The sequence below is a fragment of the Brevundimonas alba genome, assembly GCF_011927945.1.
Classification (GTDB): Bacteria; Pseudomonadota; Alphaproteobacteria; order Caulobacterales; family Caulobacteraceae; genus Brevundimonas; species Brevundimonas alba.
This window is the reverse complement of sequence record NZ_JAATJM010000002.1, coordinates 275,188-296,414: the sequence shown is the minus strand read 5'-3', so window position 1 is coordinate 296,414 and position 21,227 is coordinate 275,188. Positions and strand designations below refer to the sequence as shown.

At 67.7% G+C, this 21,227-nt stretch carries 27 protein-coding genes; 15 read left to right on the top strand and 12 right to left on the bottom strand.

Annotated features, from left to right (window positions below; genetic code table 11):
• Window positions 1-14: 14 nt before the first annotated feature.
• The 7 genes from panB to GGQ87_RS11890 all read right to left on the bottom strand — a co-directional run bounded on the left by panB (window position 15) and on the right by GGQ87_RS11890 (window position 3,709).
• Complete coding sequence (panB, locus tag GGQ87_RS11920) at window positions 15-851, bottom strand: 3-methyl-2-oxobutanoate hydroxymethyltransferase (RefSeq protein WP_168048045.1); 837 nt, start codon at window positions 849-851, stop codon at window positions 15-17.
• An 89-nt stretch (window positions 852-940) separates the two neighbouring features.
• Window positions 941-1,360: a hypothetical protein gene (locus GGQ87_RS11915; protein ID WP_168048044.1), complete on the bottom strand. Its 420-nt coding sequence runs from the start codon at window positions 1,358-1,360 to the stop codon at window positions 941-943.
• Window positions 1,350-1,910: an RNA polymerase sigma factor gene (locus tag GGQ87_RS11910; protein ID WP_168048043.1), complete on the bottom strand. Its 561-nt coding sequence runs from the start codon at window positions 1,908-1,910 to the stop codon at window positions 1,350-1,352. Before GGQ87_RS11910 ends, GGQ87_RS11915 begins: the two co-directional genes overlap by 11 nt.
• 25 nt (window positions 1,911-1,935) lie before the next feature.
• Complete coding sequence (locus GGQ87_RS11905) at window positions 1,936-2,337, bottom strand: DUF6249 domain-containing protein (protein WP_168048042.1); 402 nt, start codon at window positions 2,335-2,337, stop codon at window positions 1,936-1,938.
• 117 nt (window positions 2,338-2,454) lie between these two features.
• A complete protein-coding gene (locus GGQ87_RS11900; protein WP_168048041.1) occupies window positions 2,455-2,754 on the bottom strand; it encodes a hypothetical protein in 300 nt (99 codons plus the stop codon).
• On the bottom strand, window positions 2,744-3,211 hold the full coding sequence (locus tag GGQ87_RS11895; RefSeq protein WP_342448388.1) for an RNA polymerase sigma factor: 468 nt from the start codon (window positions 3,209-3,211) through the stop codon (window positions 2,744-2,746). Before GGQ87_RS11895 ends, GGQ87_RS11900 begins: the two co-directional genes overlap by 11 nt.
• A 99-nt stretch (window positions 3,212-3,310) precedes the next feature.
• Window positions 3,311-3,709, bottom strand: coding sequence for a hypothetical protein (locus tag GGQ87_RS11890; protein ID WP_168048040.1), 399 nt, complete (start codon window positions 3,707-3,709; stop codon window positions 3,311-3,313).
• Window positions 3,710-3,914: 205 nt separating this feature from the next.
• On the opposite strand from GGQ87_RS11890, the gene GGQ87_RS11885 reads away from it, so the two are divergent.
• The gene (locus GGQ87_RS11885) at window positions 3,915-4,154 is read left to right on the top strand and encodes a hypothetical protein (protein WP_168048039.1); all 240 of its coding nucleotides are present in this window, start codon (window positions 3,915-3,917) and stop codon (window positions 4,152-4,154) included.
• A gap of 85 nt (window positions 4,155-4,239) precedes the next feature.
• Window positions 4,240-6,522, top strand: coding sequence for a glycoside hydrolase family 3 N-terminal domain-containing protein (locus tag GGQ87_RS11880; protein WP_168048038.1), 2,283 nt, complete (start codon window positions 4,240-4,242; stop codon window positions 6,520-6,522).
• Here the strand turns inward: GGQ87_RS11880 and GGQ87_RS11875 are convergent, their stop codons facing one another.
• Window positions 6,523-6,870, bottom strand: a complete 348-nt coding sequence (locus GGQ87_RS11875; RefSeq protein WP_168048036.1) for an ArsC family reductase — start codon at window positions 6,868-6,870, stop codon at window positions 6,523-6,525.
• Between the two features lie 102 nt (window positions 6,871-6,972).
• On the opposite strand from GGQ87_RS11875, the gene GGQ87_RS11870 reads away from it, so the two are divergent.
• Window positions 6,973-7,464 (top strand): VOC family protein, encoded by a 492-nt coding sequence (locus GGQ87_RS11870; protein ID WP_168048034.1) that lies wholly within the window; start codon window positions 6,973-6,975, stop codon window positions 7,462-7,464.
• 6 nt (window positions 7,465-7,470) lie between these two features.
• Here GGQ87_RS11870 and GGQ87_RS11865 read toward each other — a convergent pair whose 3' ends face one another.
• Window positions 7,471-8,871, bottom strand: a complete 1,401-nt coding sequence (locus GGQ87_RS11865) for a dicarboxylate/amino acid:cation symporter (protein ID WP_168048032.1) — start codon at window positions 8,869-8,871, stop codon at window positions 7,471-7,473.
• A 132-nt stretch (window positions 8,872-9,003) separates the two neighbouring features.
• On the opposite strand from GGQ87_RS11865, the gene GGQ87_RS11860 reads away from it, so the two are divergent.
• Window positions 9,004-9,603 (top strand): SOS response-associated peptidase family protein, encoded by a 600-nt coding sequence (locus GGQ87_RS11860; protein ID WP_168048031.1) that lies wholly within the window; start codon window positions 9,004-9,006, stop codon window positions 9,601-9,603.
• A 522-nt stretch (window positions 9,604-10,125) separates the two neighbouring features.
• On the opposite strand, the gene GGQ87_RS11855 is transcribed toward GGQ87_RS11860, so the two are convergent.
• Both GGQ87_RS11855 and GGQ87_RS11850 read right to left on the bottom strand, forming a co-directional pair.
• On the bottom strand, window positions 10,126-10,551 hold the full coding sequence (locus GGQ87_RS11855; RefSeq protein ID WP_168048029.1) for a DUF305 domain-containing protein: 426 nt from the start codon (window positions 10,549-10,551) through the stop codon (window positions 10,126-10,128).
• A gap of 58 nt (window positions 10,552-10,609) precedes the next feature.
• Window positions 10,610-10,885: a metal-sensitive transcriptional regulator gene (locus tag GGQ87_RS11850; protein ID WP_040349360.1), complete on the bottom strand. Its 276-nt coding sequence runs from the start codon at window positions 10,883-10,885 to the stop codon at window positions 10,610-10,612.
• A 102-nt stretch (window positions 10,886-10,987) separates the two neighbouring features.
• Between GGQ87_RS11850 and GGQ87_RS11845 the strand changes: the two genes are divergently transcribed.
• The 6 genes from GGQ87_RS11845 to GGQ87_RS11820 all read left to right on the top strand — a co-directional run bounded on the left by GGQ87_RS11845 (window position 10,988) and on the right by GGQ87_RS11820 (window position 15,972).
• The gene (locus GGQ87_RS11845; protein ID WP_168048027.1) at window positions 10,988-13,342 is read left to right on the top strand and encodes a heavy metal translocating P-type ATPase; all 2,355 of its coding nucleotides are present in this window, start codon (window positions 10,988-10,990) and stop codon (window positions 13,340-13,342) included.
• A 147-nt stretch (window positions 13,343-13,489) separates the two neighbouring features.
• Entirely contained in the window at window positions 13,490-13,984 is a 495-nt protein-coding gene (locus tag GGQ87_RS11840; RefSeq protein WP_245161586.1) for a DUF305 domain-containing protein, read from the top strand.
• A gap of 116 nt (window positions 13,985-14,100) precedes the next feature.
• Window positions 14,101-14,463, top strand: a complete 363-nt coding sequence (copC, locus tag GGQ87_RS11835) for a copper homeostasis periplasmic binding protein CopC (protein WP_165117293.1) — start codon at window positions 14,101-14,103, stop codon at window positions 14,461-14,463.
• Between the two features lie 4 nt (window positions 14,464-14,467).
• Complete coding sequence (gene copD, locus GGQ87_RS11830; RefSeq protein WP_168048025.1) at window positions 14,468-15,382, top strand: copper homeostasis membrane protein CopD; 915 nt, start codon at window positions 14,468-14,470, stop codon at window positions 15,380-15,382.
• Window positions 15,383-15,444: 62 nt separating this feature from the next.
• A complete protein-coding gene (locus GGQ87_RS11825) occupies window positions 15,445-15,777 on the top strand; it encodes a hypothetical protein (RefSeq protein ID WP_168048024.1) in 333 nt (110 codons plus the stop codon).
• A gap of 48 nt (window positions 15,778-15,825) precedes the next feature.
• On the top strand, window positions 15,826-15,972 hold the full coding sequence (locus GGQ87_RS11820; RefSeq protein ID WP_168048022.1) for a hypothetical protein: 147 nt from the start codon (window positions 15,826-15,828) through the stop codon (window positions 15,970-15,972).
• Between the two features lie 53 nt (window positions 15,973-16,025).
• Here GGQ87_RS11820 and GGQ87_RS11815 read toward each other — a convergent pair whose 3' ends face one another.
• Window positions 16,026-16,517 (bottom strand): YybH family protein, encoded by a 492-nt coding sequence (locus tag GGQ87_RS11815; protein WP_168048021.1) that lies wholly within the window; start codon window positions 16,515-16,517, stop codon window positions 16,026-16,028.
• Between the two features lie 281 nt (window positions 16,518-16,798).
• Between GGQ87_RS11815 and GGQ87_RS11810 the strand changes: the two genes are divergently transcribed.
• From GGQ87_RS11810 to GGQ87_RS11790, 5 genes are all read left to right on the top strand, one after another.
• Complete coding sequence (locus tag GGQ87_RS11810; RefSeq protein WP_168048020.1) at window positions 16,799-17,077, top strand: hypothetical protein; 279 nt, start codon at window positions 16,799-16,801, stop codon at window positions 17,075-17,077.
• Complete coding sequence (locus GGQ87_RS11805; protein WP_166604668.1) at window positions 17,074-17,514, top strand: Spy/CpxP family protein refolding chaperone; 441 nt, start codon at window positions 17,074-17,076, stop codon at window positions 17,512-17,514. Before GGQ87_RS11810 ends, GGQ87_RS11805 begins: the two co-directional genes overlap by 4 nt.
• A 9-nt stretch (window positions 17,515-17,523) precedes the next feature.
• Window positions 17,524-18,093 carry a sigma-70 family RNA polymerase sigma factor gene (locus tag GGQ87_RS11800; RefSeq protein ID WP_168048019.1) on the top strand — a complete coding sequence of 190 codons (570 nt, stop codon included), beginning with the start codon at window positions 17,524-17,526 and terminating at the stop codon, window positions 18,091-18,093.
• Between the two features lie 128 nt (window positions 18,094-18,221).
• The gene (locus tag GGQ87_RS11795) at window positions 18,222-20,033 is read left to right on the top strand and encodes a copper resistance system multicopper oxidase (RefSeq protein WP_168048018.1); all 1,812 of its coding nucleotides are present in this window, start codon (window positions 18,222-18,224) and stop codon (window positions 20,031-20,033) included.
• Complete coding sequence (locus tag GGQ87_RS11790) at window positions 20,030-21,223, top strand: copper resistance protein B (RefSeq protein WP_168048017.1); 1,194 nt, start codon at window positions 20,030-20,032, stop codon at window positions 21,221-21,223. The genes GGQ87_RS11795 and GGQ87_RS11790 overlap by 4 nt, the downstream gene beginning before the upstream one ends.
• Window positions 21,224-21,227: the final 4 nt, after the last annotated feature.

Below are 21,227 nucleotides of genomic sequence, written 5' to 3'. Positions count from 1 at the left end.
CCGCAACGCGGCCGTTACGGCGAAACCGGCTTTTTCGAGAAGTAGGTCTCGACTTCGGCAGGAAAACGGCGGGCTTTCACGTCGTCGGCATAGGCCCCTACCGCGCGGCCGATCTCGGTGCGCAGATCGGCGTAGCGGCGGACGAATTTCGGGGTCCAGTCGAACAGGCCGAGCATGTCCGGCGTGACGAGGATCTGCCCGTCGCAGGCGGCGGAAGCGCCGATGCCGATGGTGGGTTTGTCGACCGCCTCGGTGATGTCGCGCGCCAGTCCCTCGGCGACGCCCTCGATGACGATGGCGAAGGCGCCGGCGTCGGCCGTGGCCTCGGCCTCGGACATCACCCGCAGCCGCTCCTCATCGGTGCGGCCCTTGGCCTTGAAGGCTCCGTCGGTCAGCACGGCCTGGGGACGCAGGCCGACATGCCCCATGACCGGAATGCCGCGCTGGACGAGGTAGGCGATGGTTTCGGCGACGGTAGGACCGCTTTCCAGCTTCACCCCCTGGGCGCCCGTTTCCTTCATGACGCGGGCGCAGTTCTCGTAGGCCTGCTCCTTGCCGCCCTCGTAGGAGCCGAAGGGCATGTCGATGACGACCATGGCCCGCTTCGAGCCGCGCATGACGGCCTGTCCGTGCAGGATCATCATCTCGAGGGTGACACCGACCGTATTGGGCATGCCGTGCACCACCATGCCGACGCTGTCGCCGACCAGCAGCAGATCGCAGTGGTCGTCGAGGAGGGCGGCGGTCGGCGCGTCGTAGGCTGTCAGGCAGACGATGGGCTCTGCGCCCTTGCGGGCGCGGATGTCCGGGGCGGCGATGCGGCGGACGACTTCCTGCTTCTGGCTGGACATCGGAGGGCCTCCTTGTTCGGAGCCCTAGATAGGCGGCCGTGAGGGGCCCGTCATCCCCGCGCGCAATGCGGGGGGATGACTAAGCCGCCTCAGATCTCCTGCGAGAGCTTCATAACTCCGGCCGCGGCGACGACGATCAGGGCGCCGGCGGCGATCCAGAACAGCTGCATGCCGCCCATGGAGCCGAGTTCCAGATTGCCGAGGCCGGCCTGGTCCAGCACCGACTGGACGCCGCTCTGGACGCTGACCGAGGCGGACTGGATACCCTGCCCCAGGGCGTCCCCGGCGACCACGCCCTGACGGGGGGCGAGATCGAGGTCGACCTGCATCGTCTCGCGCACGGCCACCACGCCGCCGACGAGGCCGGCCAGAGACAGGGCGAGGAAGCGGACGCGGGAACCCTTCTGCAGTTGCTGCTCCACACGGGCGGTGAACAGCGGGGCGTCGGGCATCGTGGGCGAGCGCGCGAACAGGCGCTCCACGAAGGGATCGAACTCGTCAGCCGACATGCTGGATCCTCCCCATGGTTTGAGCGGGTTCCGGCTGGAGCCGCGCGCGGAGTTTATCCAGACCACGTTTGACATGAGACTTCACCGTGCCGAGTGGCAAATTCAGGGCGGAGGCGATCTCGGGATGCGCCATGCCCGCTCCGTGACAAAGGGAGACGCAGAGGCGTTCGGGTTCGCTCAGCGCCTTGAGGGCTTCATCGAGGTCGACCAGACCCGCATGATCGGTCGCGGGCGCGGTGTCTTCGTTCTCGATTTCAGCGACATAGCGGGCTTCCTTGGCGACCCGCTTGATGTAGAGGCGGGCCGCGATCCGCTTGACCCAGGCCGCGAAGGTGCCTTCGCCCCGGAACTCCCCGCACCGCTGGAACGCCTGGATGAAGGCGTCCTGGGCGACGTCGTCGGCGAGTGAGGGCTGGGCCCCCATCCGCCGAAGGAGGGCGCGGACCGCCGAGCCGTGGCGGCGCACGAGTTCACCGAACTCCCGCCGTCCGCCCGCCGCCGCGAGGGCGGCGAGCTCGACGTCGTGTCGATCGACCAGAGGCTGGGTCATGCTGGTTCCCCCTGTCCCCGCGGTCCTATTCCTTGTTCGGGTTGAAGAAGCTGAGGACGATGAAGGCGAGGCCGATCGTGGCCGGGATGGCCGCGAGCCCCAGCAGGCCGCTGCCGATCTCATGCCAGTCATTGCCGTTGTCCCAGCCCATGTCGCTGAGCACGCTGAAGGCGGCGATGCCGAGACCCGAGGCCAGCCAGATCACGCCGCGGCGCAGATCGCGGGTGCGGGAGGGCAGTTTGCTGGCGACGTCCCGGGTCATGGCGTCGATCAGTTCGGGCGGCAGGGCCTGGCCCTTGTCGATGGCGTGGCGGACCGTTTCCTGGATTTCGCGCTTCTCGCGGGATTTCAGATAGCTCGGGCCGAAGATGATGGCGGTGATGGCGCTGAAGATGATCAGGACGATCAGGATGGGCGTCATATCCATTTGGGTATCCCCTCTTTCTCGAGACCGGAGCCTGATGCTTCGGCCTTCTGACGACAAGAGGCGGTGGCTGCGCCGTACGGATGCGATCCGGCAGGTGAAACTTTCGTAAGGCGGCCGTCAGCCTGCGCTGAAGCGGCGGGTCAGCCACAGGGCGGCGCCGGCGCCGGCGACGGCGAGGGTCAGGGCCATCGCCACGGGCAGGGCCGTATCGGCGAGGCCGCCGACATAGGGTCCGGCCGCCGTGTCCAGCGCCCACAGCAGCACCGCGCCGATGAGCGCCCACGGGATCAGGGCCAGGCCGGTCATCCAGGCGCGGCGCTTCGCGATCCTGCGCGCGACCTCGATCTGGAAGGCATAGTCCCGCGAAGACGGGCGGTCGGCCGCGAAGAAGGCTTCAAGCTTGCGGTCAGGCGTCATCGGGGCCTCCGAGGGCGCTGAGCAGGCGCGCCCTTCCACGGGCGATATGGGACTTCACCGTGCCAAGGGGCAAGCCCAGCGCGGCGGCAGCCTCGGCGTTCGACCACCCCTCGGCCAGACAGAGGGCCACGCAGGCGCGCACGTCCGGGGGCAGTTCGGCCATGGCCGCCGCGAGCGCCGCCTTTTCGCGAGGATCGATGCCGGCAGGCGTGACGATCGTCTGCAGCCACTGGGTGTCGCGGGCGGCGGAGCGCTGCGAGGAGCGGAGCCGGTCCTGCGCCTTGCGCCAGGCGATGCCGCACACCCAAGCGCGGAAGCCCGCCGGATCCCGGAGCGAACGGAGCGAAGACCATGCGGCGAGGAAGGCGTCCTGCGCCACATCGTCCGCCTCGCCCGAGCCACCGCCCAGCACGCGACGGACGAAGGCCCGCACCACCGCCTGATGCCGCTCGACCAGGCGCGCGAAGGCGGCGTCCGAGCCCGCGCGGGCCCGGACGACCAGAGCCGCGTCGGTGTTCGGATCGTTCAGCGTCTCCCCTCCCCCGCCGTTTCCCCGTCATCGCCCCGGAGCGCGGGCGATGAACAGGGCGTTGATCAGGGCCCAGAGCGTCATGGCCCCCATGACGAGGGCGACGATGGAGAAGGGCCAGCCGACGCCCTGGAAATCATAGCTCCAGGCCCCGACGCCGAAGCCGACACCGAGCACGCCGAACAGGGCGACGAGCGACCAGTAGTGGGCGGGCGAGCGCCGGCACCCGTCACGATATTCGTCGTCCTCGCGGTTCAGGGCCGTCAGCAGGGCCTCGGGCGGCTGTTCGCCCTTCTCGGCGTAGGTGCGGACGATATCCAGCATCCGCGTCTTGCGGCGGTAGTTCGCCATGCTGTGCCAAGCGCCCATGCCGAGGCCCCAGAGCGGAAAGATCAGCCACCAGTAGTCGCGAAACAGGTCTTCCATCTTCGTATTCCCCTGCGCCGGCCCGTCGCCGCGCTTCGAAAGGTAGTCGGCGCCGAGCCCGCGCCCGGATGCGGGCCCGTGAATCTTTTTTCTGCACGCGGCCAAAGGCGACCTATGTTCGTCTGCGTACCGTCCGCGCCGCGCGGTCTGCAACTGCTACGTCTGCGCCGCGTTCGCCCTTTCGCCGCCTTCCGGAGACTGCCCCATGGTCCAGATCACCTATCGCATCGCCGAACACGACGGAGGCTGGGCCTACCGGCTGGGCGACACCTGGTCCGAGACCTATCCCGATCATGACTCCGCCCGGGCCGCCGCCGTGGCCGCCGCGCGCGAGCAGAAGGTGCCCGACCAGGACGCCCTGATCGAATACGCCGATACGACCGGCCGCTGGGTGACCGAGCGGGCTGACGGCCACGACCGGCCCGAGGTGGACGTCGAGGGCTGACAGCAACGCCTTGTGATCGGCGGAGGGTAGGCTTGGCCGGACGGCGCCGTTAGTCCTGCCTCGCCCGCCACATGGAACCGGTTACATGACGCACGCCTGCCTCCCCTCCCCGTCCCGCCGCGCCCTGCTGGCAGGAGGCGCGATGGCGGCCGGGCTGATGATGGCGCCGAGAATCGCGGCGGCGCAGGCGCAGGCCAACCTTGAGCGGGTCAACGCCCTGATCGCCCGCATGACCCTCGAGGAGAAGGCGGGTCAGCTGAACCTCGAGAACGACCCGTTCCGCTGGCGGCCGCAGGGGGTGAACCCCGGCGACGCGCTGGACGCCGACCAGACGCGCATCGCGACGGGCATCAAGGCCGGCCACATAGGGGCCCTGTTCAACGGCGTCGGCGCCGCCACCACCCGGCTGGTGCAGGAGATGGCGGTGAAGGAGAGCCGGCTGGGCATCCCCCTGCTGTTTGCCGCCGACATCGTCCACGGCCTGAAGACGACCTTCCCCGTACCTCTGGGCGAGGCAGCGAGCTGGGATCTGGACCTTGCCGAACGCACCGCGCGGGCGGCGGCGGTCGAGGGCGGCGCCGCGGGCGTGCACCAGACCTATGCGCCCATGGTCGACATCGGCCGCGACCAGCGCTGGGGGCGCGTCGTGGAAGGCGCCGGCGAGGACGTGCTGCTCGGCAATCTGTTCGCCGCCGCGCGGACGAAGGGCTTCCAGGGCGACGACCTGAAGCACTGGTCTTCGCTGGTGGCCACGGCCAAGCATTTCGCCGCCTACGGGGCCGCCGAAGCGGGCATGGACTACAACTCGACCGACATGAGCGAGCTGGAACTGCGCGCGGTCTATCTGCCGCCGTTCAAGGCCGCGGTGGACGCCGGCGCCCTGTCGATCATGAGCGCCTTCAACGACCTGAACGGGGTACCCACCAGCGGCAACAGATGGCTGCTGACGGACATCCTGCATGGAGAGTGGGGCTTCGCCGGCTTCGTGGTGTCGGACTACACCTCGGAGCAGGAGCTGATCGCTCACGGATACGCCGCCGACGGCCGGGACGCGGCGCGGCTGGCGCTGATGGCCGGCGTCGACATGTCGATGAAGAGCGGCCTCTACATCAAGCATATCCCGGAGCTGGTGCAGTCGGGCGATGTGCCGATAGCACGCGTCGACGAGGCGGTGCGGCGGGTGCTGATGACCAAGGCGGCGCTGGGGCTGTTCGACAACCCCTACCGGGGCTCGGATGTGCGCACCGAGCGGCGGGTCACCGGCAGCCGCGAGCATCTGGCGCTGGCGCGCGAGGCCGGGCGCAAGTCGATCGTGATGCTGAAGAATGACGGCGGCGTCCTGCCGCTGGCGAAGACCGGCAAGCGCATCGCCCTGATCGGCCCTTTCGGCGCGGACCGGACCGACCTGTTCGGACCGTGGTCGATCTTCAAGGACGAAAAGCTGGCGGTGTCGCTGGAGGACGGCATTCGGGCGTCGCTGGGCGAAGGCTCTTCCCTGACCGTGGTGAGGGGGTCTGACGTCGAAGCCGCGATCCCGGGCGGCGTCGAGGCGGCGGTGATGGCGGCGGCGCAGGCGGACGTGGTGCTTCTGGCGGTCGGCGAGTCGGGCGAGATGTCGGCGGAGTCCAAGTCACGGACCGAGATCACCGTGCCTGAAGCGCAGCTGGCGCTGGCGGAGGCGGTCGCGGCAGTGGGCAAGCCGGTAGTGGTGTTGCTGCGCAACGGGCGGGGGATGGAGCTGTCAGGCGCGGTGGCGGATGCGCCGGCGATCCTGGCGACCTGGTTCCTCGGTTCGGAGACAGGCAACGCCGTGGCCGATGTGCTGTTCGGCGACCATGCGCCGACGGGCCGGCTGCCGGTCAGCTTCCCCTACCGTTCGGGCCAGTCGCCCTTCTACTACGCCCACAAGTCGACGGGCCGCCCGTCGCGGCCGACCGACACGGAGTTCACCGCCAAATTCCGGGGCGTGCCGCACGCGGCGCTCTACCCGTTCGGGCACGGCCTGACCTATGCGCCGGTGCAGTATTCGGAGGTCCGGCTGTCGTCGACGACTATGGCGTGGAACGGCGGGATCACGGGGAGTGTGACCCTGAGCAATGCGGGGACGCGCGAGGCGTCGGAGGTGGTGCAGCTCTATATCCGGGACCGCGCCGCCTCGATCACCCAGCCGGTGCGCCTGCTGAAGGGCTTCCGGCGCGTGACGGTCCCGGCGGGCGGCTCGGTGGAGGTCAGCCTGCCGCTGACGTTCGCGGATTTGCAGTTCCTCGGCGCGGACCTCAAGCAGACCGTGGAGGCCGGCGAGTTCGACGTCTGGCTGTGCCCGAACGCGCAGGCCGGCGAGCCGGCGCGGTTCGTCCTGACCCGCTGATCAGGCGAAGGCGGCGGCGTAGAGGTCCGGCTTGAAGCCAACCAGCGTCCGATCACCGAGGTCGAGCACCGGCCGCTTGATGATCGACGGCTGGGCCAGCATCAGCCCGATGGCCTTCGCTGCGTTCAGGTCCGCCTTGTCGGCGTCCGGCAGGCCGCGGAAGGTCGTGCCGGCGCGGTTCAGCACCGTCTCCCAGCCGTGCTCCGCCACCCACTGCTCGAGCCGCGCCCGGTCGATGCCGGACTTCTTGTAGTCGTGGAAGTCGAAGGCGACGCCGTGCTCGCTGAGCCAGACGCGGGCCTTCTTGACCGTGTCGCAGTTGGGAATGCCGTAGAGGATCAGGGTCATCGGCGCTCTCTGCCGCGCTCGGGACGGATTCGCAAATCCGTGCACCCTTGCATTTAACCGCTCGGTTTAATATGGTCGTTCCATCAACGAAGGAGAACGCCCATGTCCGCCCTGCCACCGCGTCAGAAGGTCATTCCCTGCCTGTGGTTCGACAAACAGGCCGAAGAGGCCGTGAACTTCTATGTCTCGCTGCTGCCGGACTCGCGCGTCGACGCGGTGATCCGCTCGCCCGGCGACTATCCCTCGGGCAAGCAGGGCGACGTCCTGCTGGTCGAGTTCACCCTCGCCGGCAGCCGGTATTCCGCCCTGAACGGCGGCCCCCACTTCACCTTCAACGAGGCGATCTCGCTGCAGGTCGACTGCGAGGATCAGGCCGAGGTGGACCGGTTGAGCGACGCCCTGTCGGCCGTGCCGGAGGCCGAGCAATGCGGCTGGGTCAAGGACCGCTACGGCTTGTCGTGGCAGATCGTGCCCTATGCGATGAACCGCCTGCTGTCGGATCCCGACGAGGGCGTCCGCAAGCGGGTGTTCGGCGCCATGATGGAGATGAAGCGGCTGAACGTTGCCGAGCTGGAGCGCGCTGCTCGGGGCTAATCTGGGCTAGTCGTCGTCTGACTGGACCGCGCCGACCGTCACCGGGCCGGTCGTTCCCGAGAGCGCCCGGTCCAGAGCCTCGCGGTCCAGCCCCTTCTCCCAGCGCGCCACGACGATGGTGGCGACGGCGTTGCCGATGAAGTTGGTCAAGGCCCGGCACTCGCTCATGAACCGGTCGACGCCGAGGATCAGGGCCATGCCGGCGACGGGCACGGACGGCACCACCGCCAGCGTCGCCGCCAAGGTGATGAAGCCGGCGCCAGTCACGCCCGCTGCCCCCTTTGAGCTCAGCATGGCGACGGCGAGCAGCAGAAGCTGCTGGCCGATGCTCAGGTCGACGCCGCAGGCCTGGGCGATGAACAGCGCCGCCAGCGTCATGTAGATGTTGGTGCCGTCGAGGTTGAACGAATAGCCGGTGGGCACGACCAGGCCGACCACGGACTTGTCGCAGCCGGCGCGGCCCATCTTCTCGATCAGGCTGGGCAGGGCCGCCTCGGAGGAGGAGGTGCCGAGGACCAGCAGCAGCTCCTCCTTCAGATAGCGGATTAGCTTGAAGATCGAGAAGCCGTTGGCCCGGGCGACGAGGCCCAGCACCACGACCACGAACAGGGCGGAGGTCAGGTAGAAGGTCGCCACAAGGGCCGCGAGATTGATGACCGAGTCTATGCCGTAGCGACCGATGGTGAAGGCGAAGGCGCCGAACGCTCCGATGGGGGCGGCCTTCATCAGGATGGCGACCAGTTTGAAGAAGGCCTCCGAGACGCTCTCCAGCACAGTCATGACAGGCTGGGCGCGATCCCCGATGATGGCCAGAGAGATGCCGAACAGGATGGCGAAGAACAGCACCTGCAGGATCTCGCCGCCCACGAAGGCGCCGACGACGGTCTCCGGGATGATGTTCATCAGGAAGGCGACGATGTCCGTCTCGTGCGCCTTCTGGACGTATTGGCCGACAGCCGCGGGATCGAGGGTGGCCGGGTCGACATTCATGCCGGCGCCGGGCCGCACGACATTAGCGACGATCAGGCCGATGATCAGGGCCAGGGTCGAGAAGGTCAGGAAATAGGCGAACGCTTTGCCGACCACCTTGCCGAGGCGGCCGAGGTCCCGCAGGTGGGCGATGCCGGTCGCCACGGTCAGGAAGATCACCGGAGCGATGATCATCTTCACCAGCCGGATGAATGCGTCGCCGAGCGGCTTCAGGCTCTCGCCGAATGCGGGCCAGAAGTGGCCGATTAGGGCGCCGAGGGCGATGGCCAGCAGCACCTGAAAATAAAGGTGGGTCCAGAACGGCTTCCTTGCCGGCACGGCGGCGGCCGCCTCAACCGCGACGCCGGGCGCGGCCTTGACCGTGCGCGGGGCGCGGGTGCGCGGCGTGGTCGCCGGAGCGGTGGGCTTGCGGGCCATGGTGTCATCCCCTCGTCGCGCGGGCAGGCGCGATTCCCCTGAACCTAGAATATTGCAGCGGCAATTACAGAGGCGCTTTCCGCTGAGGACCGGGCGCGGCTAGAACGGCTAGACCGCAGCCCCGAGCGTCCCATGTGCAACGACTTCCGCTTCCGGCCTCTGAGCGAGCAGCCGTTCGAGGAATTCCGGCACGTCGGGATCGAACTGGTGTTTCCGGCGGGCAAGCCAAACATCGAGCCACGCGACGACATCCGCATCGGAGACAGCGCGCCGGTGATCACCCGAGCGGGAGGCGATGTGGCCCTGACCATGACGAAATGGGCGTGGAGTTCGCCGCAGGGTCGGCCGGTGTTCAACTTCCGATCCGACGGACGGTCCTTCGCGAACAGCCTGCGCTGCGTGATCCCGGCTGACGGTTTCTACGAGTTCACCGACGCCCTGCCCGGCCAGAAGCGCAAGACGAAATGGCTGTTCACGATGCCTCCGAGGCCGTCGTTCTGGATCGCCGGCCTCATCAAGGACGGTGCCTTCGCCATGCTGACGACCGAGCCCGGGCCCGACATTGCGCCCTACCACGACCGGCAAATCGTGCTGCTGGAACAGGGCCGCGCGCTGGAGTGGCTGGACCTGACCCGACCGGAGTCGGAAATTCTGACGGCCCTCCCAGCCGGAAGCCTGTCGGTCGAGCGGGTCTTTCCGCCTGCGGACGACGCGCCAAACCTGTTCGGCTGATCAGGGACTGGAGGGCCTGCCTCCTACTCCCACTCGATTACACAAATTACCCCAAGCCGCTGATCGGCTTGGGGTTTTTTCTCGCTTATCGGCCGCCGGACCGATTGAACAACCGACAGACGGGAAGTATTCTGAAAACATTCAGAAAATTCTAAGCAATAACATTTGCGTGAATTCGTCATCTTTTGCGGTCTATCGGGCTTTTTGAGCACTGAGATGCAATGCAACGAGTTCGATTCGCCTTGCCACCTTGCACCATCACTTGGACGTACACTGTATCTCATGCGCACGTTCGTCGTCGAGCATACCGGCTCGATCGTATGGCGATAGCGACAAGCGTCGTCGATGCCTGTCATGCCGCGCTCGACGACCGGAATGCAAACGCCGCACTGGCTTTGCGGCCGACGGCGTCCTGATTTTCGACGACGGCGGGACTGGCCGATCGGTCTTTCGCCACGAGGACGACAGATGGCGGATTACGCGAATCCATCGCTCCTCGGACGCGGTGCGCTGATCTCGCGATCAGGCGGCGGGAGCCGCCGACGCTCCCTTTTGGGCGAGCCAGGCGTCAATCAGGGTGATTTCGCGCTCCTGCGCCGTGATCACCTCCTGGGCCAGGTTCCGCGCTTGGGCGTCCTTGCCTTGCGCGAGCTCCACACGGGCCATCGAGACGGCTGCGACGTGGTGACCTCGCATCTGCTTCATGAAGTCGATGTCCGCGTCCCCGGTGAAGGCGGGCATCGCCTCCATCATCGTGTTCATCGAGGCCTTGTAGCCTTGGGTGGCGACGGAGTCGCCGGGCGCAGGCGCAGCCATGCCGCCCTCCATTCCGCCATGGGCGTCCGCCGCTGCGGCGGCCTCAGGCGCGGCTACGGCGGGCTCTTCGGCTTGCGGGGAACAGGCCGTAGCCAAGGCGCAGGCGGCAAGGACGAGGCTGATGCGTTTCATGACGGCTCCTTGGGATCCCGACGTTAGCGACCAGGAGGGCCCATTCGTTCCGCCAACTCTACCGTCCGGCCCGCGCCAAGAGCTCAATCAGCTCGCCGGCCTTGGCCTTGCGATCCTCGGGATCGTCGCCGGTCATGGCGCCCATGACGCAGTGGTCGAGGTGATCCCGTAGCACTTCGGTCTCCACGCGATGGAGCGCGGCTCGAACGGCCTGAAGTTGGGTCAGCAAGTCGACGCAATACCGGTCATCTTCAACCATGCGAGAGATGCCCCGCACCTGACCTTCGATCCGGCTGAGCCTGTTGAGGACTTTGGGTTTCGTGTCGGTTTGCATGCGGCCTGTCCTCCTGAGAACCCGCTTATACCCCAGACGGGTATCTTGCGATATACCCCCCATGGGTATATGTGAGCCCCTCGGTCAGCCGGAGAGAGCGACATGGCCACGCATCCTCATAATCATGCCTCGGGTCACGCCTGCTGCGCGGCGAAGGCCTCGGACGGCGCGGCTACGGTCAAGGATCCCGTCTGCGGCATGTCGGTCGATCCGACGGCCACCGCTCACCGAGCCAGTCATGACGGTCAGGACTATTTCTTCTGCTCGGCGGGGTGCCGGACCAAATTCATCGGCGATCCGATGCGTTACCTGAACCCTCGCGTGGAGGCCGAGCCGGCCGTTCCCGGCGCCATCTACACCTGCCCGATGCACCCCGAGATCCGGCAGGAAGGCCCAGGCTCCTGCCCGATCTGCGGCATGGCGCTTGAGCCGGAGACGGTCACGGCGGAAGCCCCGCCCAACCACGAGCTGATCGACTTCACCAGACGCTTTTGGGTCGGTCTGGTCCTGACCCTGCCGGTCTTCGCCCTGGAAATGGGCGGACATCTGGCCAATCTCCACATGTTCATCCCGGGCCAGATGTCGAACTGGATCCAGTTCGCTTTGGCCACCCCCGTGGTTCTCTGGTGCGGCTGGCCCTTCTTCGAGCGCGGCTGGACAACGCTGCGCACCCGTCGGCTGAATATGTTCACCCTGATCGCCATGGGGGTCGGCGTGGCATGGCTTTACAGCGTCGTGGCCGTCGTCGCGCCAACCCTGTTCCCGCCCGCCTTCCTGAAGGCCGACGGCAGCGCGCCGGTGTATTTCGAGGCGGCGGCGGTCATCACCGTGCTGGTCCTCGTCGGGCAGATTCTGGAACTGCGCGCCCGCGAACAGACGTCGGGCGCGATCCGCGCCCTGCTGGACCTCACGCCCAAGACCGCGCGCCGAATCCGGGAGGACGGCGTCGATGAAGATGTCTCGCTTGACCAGATCACCGTCGGCGACCGCCTGCGGGTACGGCCCGGAGAGAAGATCCCGGTCGATGGCGAGCTCCTGGAGGGTCGGGTCGCTGTCGATGAATCCATGGTGACCGGCGAGTCCATGCCGGTGACCAAGGACGTCGGCGACCGCGTCGTGGCCGGCGCGCTAAACAAGACCGGATCCTTCATCATGCGCGCCGACAAGGTAGGCGCCGACACCCTGCTGGCGCAGATCGTCCAGATGGTGGCCCAGGCCCAGCGCAGTCGCGCCCCGATCCAGCGGCTGGCCGATACGGTCTCCGGATGGTTCGTTCCCACGGTGATCGCGATCGCCCTGCTCGCCGCCGTCGTCTGGGGCCTGGTCGGTCCCGAGCCCCGTTTGTCCTACGCCCTGGTCGCCGCCGTTTCGGTGCTCATCATCGCCTGTCCCTGTGCGTTGGGGCTGGCGACGCCGATCTCGATCATGGTCGGGGTGGGACGTGGCGCCCACGCCGGCGTCCTGATCAAGAACGCCGAGGCGCTCGAACGCTTCGAGAAGGTCGACACCCTCGTTCTGGACAAGACTGGCACCCTGACGGAGGGCCGTCCGTCGGTAACGGCGATCCTGCCCGCCCTGGGCTTCGTCGAAGCCGACATCCTGCGTCTTTCGGCCAGCCTCGAGCGGGGCAGCGAACATCCGTTGGCCGACGCGATTGTCCGGGCAGCCAAGGATCGGGACATCCCCCTTAGCGAGGCCGTGGACTTCGACAGCCCGGTCGGTCGCGGCGTCCGCGGGACGATTGAGGGCCGCCAAGTCGCCCTGGGCAACACCCGTTTTCTCGGCGAGCTTTCGATCGACGTCTCCGCGCTGGAGCCGAAGGCGGAGGCCCTTCGCCACGACGGCGCCACCGCCATATTCGTGGCTATCGACGGAAAGGCGGCCGGGATCATCGGCATCGCCGATCCCATCAAGGCCACCACGCCGGCTGCGATCCTCGCGCTGAAAGCGGCCGGTCTGCGGCTGGTGATGATGACCGGGGACAACCGGACGACGGCCGAAGCGGTCGCGCGTCGCCTCGGCATCGACGAAGTCCAGGCGGAGGTTCTGCCGCAGGACAAGGCGTCTGTGGTTCAACAGCTTCGTTCGCAGGGTCGGATCGTCGCCATGGCGGGAGATGGCGTCAACGATGCCCCTGCCCTCGCCGCCGCCGATGTCGGCGTCGCCATGGGGGCGGGTTCGGACGTCGCCATCGAGAGCGCCGGCGTCACGCTGCTGGGCGGTGATCTGCAAGGCATCGTGCGCGCACGGCATCTGTCCCGTGCGGTGATGGGCAACATCCGCCAGAACCTCGTTTTCGCCTTCGGCTACAACGCCCTTGGCATCCCCGTGGCGGCCGGCCTGCTTTATCCCGTCTTCGGCTGGCTTCTCTCGCCTGCCCTTGCGGCGCTCGCAATGGCGCTCTCCTCGGTCAGCGTCATCGGCAATGCGCTGAGACTGCGGGCGGTGAAGCTTTAGCCAGGGTAGCCAATCAACAGTCCGCCCACCCACCCAAGGGAGGAACCGGCTGTGACGGGCTGGATTGATTCAGACGGTGACCGCAGTCTCCAGGCATTCGCAGCGGCAGGCGATGACGAACTAAGATTTCTGAAGAGGATACGTACGATGTCTCATCAACAGATGGACCACGGCGGTCAAGGCAACGCTCGTGGACTTGGCCCTTACCGAAGCCTGTACTTGGAGTTGGCGCTCGACTTCGTCATCATGTACCTGGTCATGTACACGATGATCGCCACGCTCGGTCACTTCTATCTCAACCTGAACAACGTCTACATGACCCTGATGATGGTCGCGCCGATGGCGGTCCTCATGCTCGTCTTCATGCGGTCCATGTATCCGTCGCGCAAAACGAACCTGGTCATTGGAGCGGTCGCCGTCGTGATCTTCGCCGGCAGCTTCGTCGGCATGCGCACCCAGGCGTTCGTTGGCGACGACGAATTCCTGCGATCGATGATCCCGCACCACTCCGGGGCTGTGTTGATGTGCGAGCAAGCCTCCCTGACCGATCCGGAGATCATCGCCCTGTGCGACGGCATCGTGCGTGGTCAACAGGAGGAGATTGCCCAGATGCAGGCGCTCCTCGAGAAGCGTCGCCGCTGACCCCGGCGTGCGGGGAAGGCCTCAGCCGCCGCCCGCTTCCTCTTCATGAGGGACGCGGTCGTGTGGCGCGTAGAGAAGCAGAAGGCCGGGACCGGCCAAACGTCTGGAGACTGAGTATGCGTTACTTCAACCCCGCGCCCTTCATCGCCGTCGCGGCGGTCGTGGCCTTCGCCGCCGGACCGGCGGCGGCCCACGCTCGCCTGGTCAGCGCCACCCCGGCGCCCGACTCCACCGTGGCCGCGACCCGGACGCTGACCCTGACCTTCAGCGAACGCAGCGTTCCCGCCTTTTCCGGCTTCGACGTCGTCAATGCGGCGGGGGAGAAGATCGCGATCCGCACCTCGGTCGCCGAGGACGGCAGGACCCTCACGGGCGCGCTGGCTCGCCCGCTGGCCGCCGGCGCCTACCGTGTCGACTGGCGTATCGCGTCGAGCGACGGCCACCGCATGACGGGATCCTACACCTTCACGGTGCGCTGACGCCGTGCTGGAAGTCGCGGTCATCGCGCTTCGTTGGCTTCAATACGGCGGCGGCGTCGTCCTTCTCGGCGCGCCGCTGTTCCTTCTCTACAGCTTCAAGGCCGCCGACGCGCCGAACCTCGAATGGTCGCGACCGACGTTGCGCCTCGCCGCGATCATCGTCGCGCTCGGCTCGCTCGCCGCCCTGGTGGCCCAGACGGCCGTCATGGCGGGGTCGCTGAGCGAAGCCGTCAAACCCGCGTCCCTGTCCTTCATGGTCACCGGCACGGCCCTGGGCATGGCGATGGTCGTGCGGGCCGCCGCCGCCTTGCTTGGGCTTGTCGCCTTGGTCGCCCTGAAACCCGGTCGCGCGCTCTGGAGCGTGACGGCCGCCTTGGGTCTGATCGTGGCCGCCAGCTTCGCATGGACGGGTCACGGCGCGGCCACCGAGGGCCCTGGCGGGCCCATCCATCTTGTCACCAACATCATTCACGCGGTGGCAGCGGCCTTGTGGCTGGGCGCCCTGGCGGCGTTGACGGCTCTGCTTCTGCGCCGAGCCGGTCCGGACGACCTTGCAATCCATCGCGCCCTGCATGGCTTCGCCGGCCTTGGAACGCTCGCGGTCCTGTTCCTGGTGCTGACCGGTCTCGTGAACAGCTGGTTCCTGATCGGTCCCGAGCGCGTGGCGTCGATCGCAGGCAACCTCTACGGCCAGCTTCTGGTCGCCAAGCTCGTCCTCTTCTGTTTGATGCTTGCGCTGGCGGCGAGCAACCGGTTCCGGCTGACGCCGACACTGGGCTCTGCGCTGGAGACGGGCCAACCCTCCGTCGCCGCCATGAGCGCGCTCCGGCGCAGCCTGTTGGTCGAAACGGGTCTGGGACTCGCCCTGATCGGCGTCGTGGCGGTCATGGGAACCTTGCCGCCCCCGGCGTCTCTGTAGGCTCGATTGCGATGATCAAAATGAGATCGTCGCTCCGCCGACCGTTGAAGTATGATCAGACAATGCCGTTCCTGCGTCATGACCTCGTCCGACTGACGACCGCGCTGCTCGCGGCGTTTGCCGTGCTGTTCGTGTCCACCGCTTCGATCGCCTGCGAAGCTCCGGTCGACCAGGATATGGCGTCCATGTCGATGAGCGGCGACGGCGTCCCGTGCGAGCCGAAGACCGTTCGGATCTCGTGCCATAAGGCGTGCCTGGCCATCTGCCAGGCCCTTATCCCCCAGGGCGGCGAACCCACCCCCGCACGGGTCTATGCATCTGTCCTCTATCCATCCCTTGATGCGCGGCATGCCGATTTCACCGCGGAGGCGGACGACCCGCCCCCGCGACGCTGATCCTGTTGAAGAAGACCGACCTCATTCAATCAAACAGAGATCAAAACCATGAAACGCACTCTCACCATCGCAGCCCTGGTGCTGCTGGCTTCCGGTTCCGCCGCCTTTGCGGCCGCGCCGGACGCCGTGGCGCAGGCCGTATGCGCTTGCTGCGACGCCATCGCAGCCTGCGCAGAAGCCTGCACTTGCTGCTGATCGCTTGATCGGGGACGCCCGCCCGCGAGGGCGGGCGTCTTCAGGCCCGAACGTCAGCCAGGCGCGCGCGACGACCAGTGAATGTGGTGAATGCGCCAGCCGTCGGCGTGGCGTTTGAGGACCATGGTCTCGGTCGTCAGGCGGTCCACGGCGCGGCCGTTGAATTGGCCCGTGGTGCGGCCTTCGCTGGTGATCCAGGCGACGTCGCCGTCCGCCGAACCCGATCTGCGCGTCACCGTCGCTTCAGAGGCGGCGGCGAAGGCGGCGTCCGAGCCCAGGTGATGGGACGCATATTCGTCGCGCGACCGCTCTGCACCGCCCTCCTCGAAGATCATCACATCCGGCGCCATCAGGGCCAGGGCGTCGGCCGTGTCACCGGCCTTGAGCGCGACGTGAAAGGCGTCGACGGCCGCCGCCGCGTCCGCAGCTTCCGTTGCGACCGAGCCTGCGGCCCGGGCGTGCCCATGGGCGTGGTCTTGCGCCAGGGCAGGCGGCGCCGAAAGGACGGCGAGCGAGAGAATGAGGGCGAGAGAGGGGCGGGACATGGCGAACTCCGGTTGCAGGTGATCTGAACGGGCTGACGCGATCTGCGTCAGGCCGGTGGATTGTGGCGGGCGAACACGCGGGAACCTCACGCCGGTGAGCGGATCGAGGACCTCGGGGAATGGAACCGGCGTCGGCCCTCCTCTATCGCTCACATCTTTCCCCCGGACGACAGGGCGCGTCCTGGTCGTTCTCTGGTATCTACGCGGGCGACGGCTCGTCCCCTCGTGAGGGCATCGGAAGGCTGGCGCGTATGGCAGATGGGGCGTGACGCAGGTGCGCAATGACTGACGACATGGATGAACTGATCTCAGCGGTCGCTCCGGGCGACGCCGCCCAGCTGGTCGGCATGGAAGACGCGGTCTGGCTGCGGATCGGCGAACGCAGGGAGCGCGCCCGCATGGGTCAGGTCCGGGTCGCGGCCGTTGCACTCGCGCTGGTGATCGGCGTTGCGAACGGAGGGCTGATGCTCATGGCTCCGCGGCCGGAGCCGTCCGAGATGCGGATTTTCACGGTCTCGGCGGGCTTGTCGCCTCTCTCCGGCCTGGACGTTCGGGGATGAGGGCCGCCTGGAAGTCGATCGTTATCACGGCCATCCTGGCCGCGCTGGCCAGCGGCGCGGCGACCTGGGCGAGCGCGACCTGGGTCATGCGGGAGCGGCAGCCGCCAAGCCTGCACAGCGTCGTCCATGAGAAACTCGACCTGAGCCCTGAGCAGGATCGACGGCTCGACGTGGTCGAAGCCCGGTTCGCCGCTCAGCGGCCGGCGCTCGAAGCGGAAGTCCGCGCGGCCAATCGCGAACTGGCGGCCGCTATCGCCGCCAGTGACGGCGACACGCCCCAGGTCCAGGCCGCGGTCGATCATTTCCACGCGGCCATGGGCGATCTGCAGAAGGCGACGATCACCCACGTGTTTGAGATGCGATCCGTCCTGAGCCCGGCGCAGGCCGAGGTGTTCGACGCCGCCGTCGTCGAGGCCCTGCACGACGACGCCGGCTAAGCGGCGCGCGTGGGTGCCGAGCAGAGCATCGAGGCCCGTGCGGCGACCGGAGACCGGGCCGCCTTCACCGCCTTGATGGCCGCCACAAAGGCCGATCTCTACCGGTTCGTGCGCCGCTATGTCGGCGATGAGTCCGAAGCGCATGACCTGCTTCAGGAAAGCTATGCGTCCGCCTGGCTCGCCCTGCGGCGGTATGATCCGGCGCGGCCGTTCGACGTCTGGCTGCGCTCCATCGCTCTCAACAAATGTCGCGATTGGGGTCGGCGGCGCGCGGTGCGCCGGGTCGTGCGCGGCGTCATGGGCCTGGAAGCGCCCGAGGCGGCGGCGGTGGGCGACGATGCGCCCTCACCCGAGACCCGGCTGGACGATCAGCGCAGGGCCGAAGCTCTGCAACGCGCCTTGCGGGACCTTCCCGACGCCCTGAAGGGGCCGCTTCTGCTCGCCACGCTCGAGGGACGCTCTCACGCCGAGATCGCCTCGATCCTCGGCATTACGCCCAAGGCGGTCGAGACCCGCGTCGCCCGCGGCCGCAAGACCTTGACGGCGGCTCTGGGCCAGGCTTCCGGCGGAGACGCTTGACCTCGCCATGATGGGAAGGTGCGCAAGCTGCGAACCCGACGTCTGTGGCGTCCTGACGCAAGGGGTACGCCGCCCGGCTGCGTATCTGAACGAACGGCCGAATAGCCCGACCAAGGAATTTCTCGCCTATGTCCACGCTCTGCCTCGATCGCCGAACGCTTCTCCGTGGCGCAGCCGCCGGCGGCGGGCTGCTGGGCCTGCAGGGTTTGCTCCCCGCCTGGGCGCAAACAGGATCGGCGGGACTGCGGGCGGCTCTTCCGACGCTGACGGGACCGAACATCGACCTGACCGTCGGACACACGCCCTTCACCGTGGGCGGCCGCACCGGCCATGCGGTGACCATCAACGGCATTCTGCCGGCGCCGCTGCTACGCCTTAGAGAAGGCCAGAACGTCCGGCTGGCGGTGACCAATACGCTGGACGAGGACACCTCGATCCACTGGCACGGCCTGCTCGTCCCGTTCCAGATGGACGGCGTGCCCGGCATCAGCTTCCCCGGCATCCGGGCGCGTGAAACCTTCGTCTACGAGTTTCCGATCAAGCAGTCGGGCACCTTCTGGTATCACAGCCACTCCAACCTTCAGGAGGCGATGGGCCACTACGGTCCGATCGTCATCGACCCGGCGAACGCCGATCCGGTCGCCTACGACCGCGAGCATGTGCTGGTCCTGTCGGACTGGAGTTTCATGCATCCGCACGAAATCCTGGCCAAGCTGAAGAAGAGCCCGGGCTACTTCAACCAGCAGCGCACCACGCTGGCGGGGCTCATGGACGGCAGCGACCGCATGAGCCTGGAGGAGCGGCGCATGTGGGGCCAGATGCGGATGGACCCGCGCGACATCCTCGACGTCAGCGGGTCGACCTACACCTATCTGATCAACGGCCATGGACCGCAGGAGAACTGGACCGGCCTGTTCCAGCCCGGCGAGCGGGTGCGGCTGCGCGTCATCAACGCGTCGGCCATGTCCATCTTCAACGTCCGCATCCCGGGCCTGCCGATGACCGTGGTGCAGGCCGACGGCGAGAACGTGCGCCCGGTCGAGACGGACGAGTTCCAGATTTCGGTCGCCGAGACCTACGACGTCATCGTCCAGCCGACCGAGGACCGCGCCTACACCATCGTCTCCGAAGCCATCGACCGGTCCGGCATGGGCCGGGCGACCCTGGCGCCGCGCCTGGGCATGACCGCCGAGGTCCCTCCCCTGCGCGAGGTCCCGAACCTCACCATGCGCGACATGGGCATGGGCGGAATGGATCACGGCGCGATGGGCGACATGTCCGGTATGGATCATGGCGCGATGGCCGGCATGGACCACACGGCTCCGGCCCAGAACGCGCCCGCGGCCGGCGAGATGGCCGGGATTTCCATGTCGGGCATGAACATGCGCGATCCCGAGAACGCTCCGCCCGATATGGCGGTGGGCGTCGGCGTCGATGCGATCGCCATGGACCCCGCCAACCGTCTGGGTGAGCGTCCGATCGGTCTCGCGACCGTCGATCATCGCGTCCTCGTCTACACCGACCTGGTGTCGCTCCAGCCGAACAAGGACCCACGCCCCCCGTCTCGGACGATGGAGATCCACCTGACCGGCAACATGGAGCGGTTCATGTGGGGCTTCGACGGCCGAAAGTTCAGCGAACTGGTCGAACCGATCCGCTTCGAGCGCAACGAGCGGGTGCGGGTGACTCTGGTCAACGACACCATGATGGCCCACCCGATCCATCTGCATGGTCATTTCTTTGAACTGGTGACCGGCGGACCCGCCGGTCACCAGCCCCTCAAGCATACGGTCAACGTCGCGCCCGGCGGCAAGGTGTCCTTCGATCTGACCGCCGACGCGCCCGGCGACTGGGCCTTCCACTGCCACATGCTGATGCACATGCATGCCGGCATGTTCAATGTTGTGACGGTGCGGCCCATGGACGGAGCCGCGTCATGAACCGCCTCGCCGTCGCCCTCGCCCCGCTGGTGCTCGCCGTCAGCGCCTTAAGCGCCCAGGCCCAGGACCCTCACGCGGGCCACACGATGCCGGCGACCGCGGCGCCGACGCGCCCCGCGCCAGCACCGCGGCCCACGCCACAGGCGCCGGCCCGACCGGCGCAGGATCCGCACGCCGGTCACGTCATGCCGCCCGCGCAGACGCCGCCCGCCGCGGATCCGCATGCAGGCCACCAGATGCCGGCGCAGCCCGCGCCCGTAGACCCGCACGCGGGACACCAGATGCCGGCGGCGACGCCCGGCCAGGCTGATCCGCACGCGGGCCACGACATGTCGGCCATGTCGTCCGCGCAGACCGACCCTCACGCCGGGCATGACATGTCGACCATGAGCATGGGGCCGCCCGATGTGGCGACCAGCGCCGACAATCCCGGCCGTCCTCCGGAGGACCCGCTCCCGGCCGCCGCCCTGGCCGGCCCTGCCCACGCCGCCGATCTCGTCTTCGGCGCCGAGGCCATGGCCGCCTCTCGCCGAACCCTGATTCACGAAAACGGCGACGTCCGCACCACGGCCGTCATTCTCGATCGCCTCGAAGCCGGCTTCGGCGACGACGGCGAGACCTACCTCTGGGACGTCCAGGGCTGGACGGGCGGCGACATCAACCGCTTCTGGTGGAAATCCGAGGGCGAAGGCGACTTCGGCGGCGAGCTCGAGGAGGCTGAAGTTCAGGCGCTCTACAGCCGCGCGGTCACGCCCTTCTGGGACGTTCAGGCCGGCGTGCGTCAGGACTTCCGGCCCGACGGCGAGGACACCACGCATCTGGTCCTCGGCCTGCAGGGCCTGGCGCCCCACTGGTGGGAAATCGATGCCGCCGCCTTCCTGTCGACCGACGGCGACCTGACCGCCCGCGTCGAGGCCGAATACGACCAGCGCATCACCCAGCGCCTGATCCTTCAGCCGCGCCTCGAAATCGACGCTTCGGCCAGCGACATTCCGGAACTGGAGATCGGTTCGGGCCTGTCCTCGATCGAGGCGGGCCTGCGACTGCGCTACGAATTCCGCAAGGAGTTCGCCCCCTATGTCGGCATCGAGTGGAGCCGCGCGTTCGGAGACACCGCCGACTACATCGAGGCCCGAGGCGGCGAGACCGACGACACCCGCGTCGTCGTCGGCCTCAAGGCCTGGTTCTAACCGA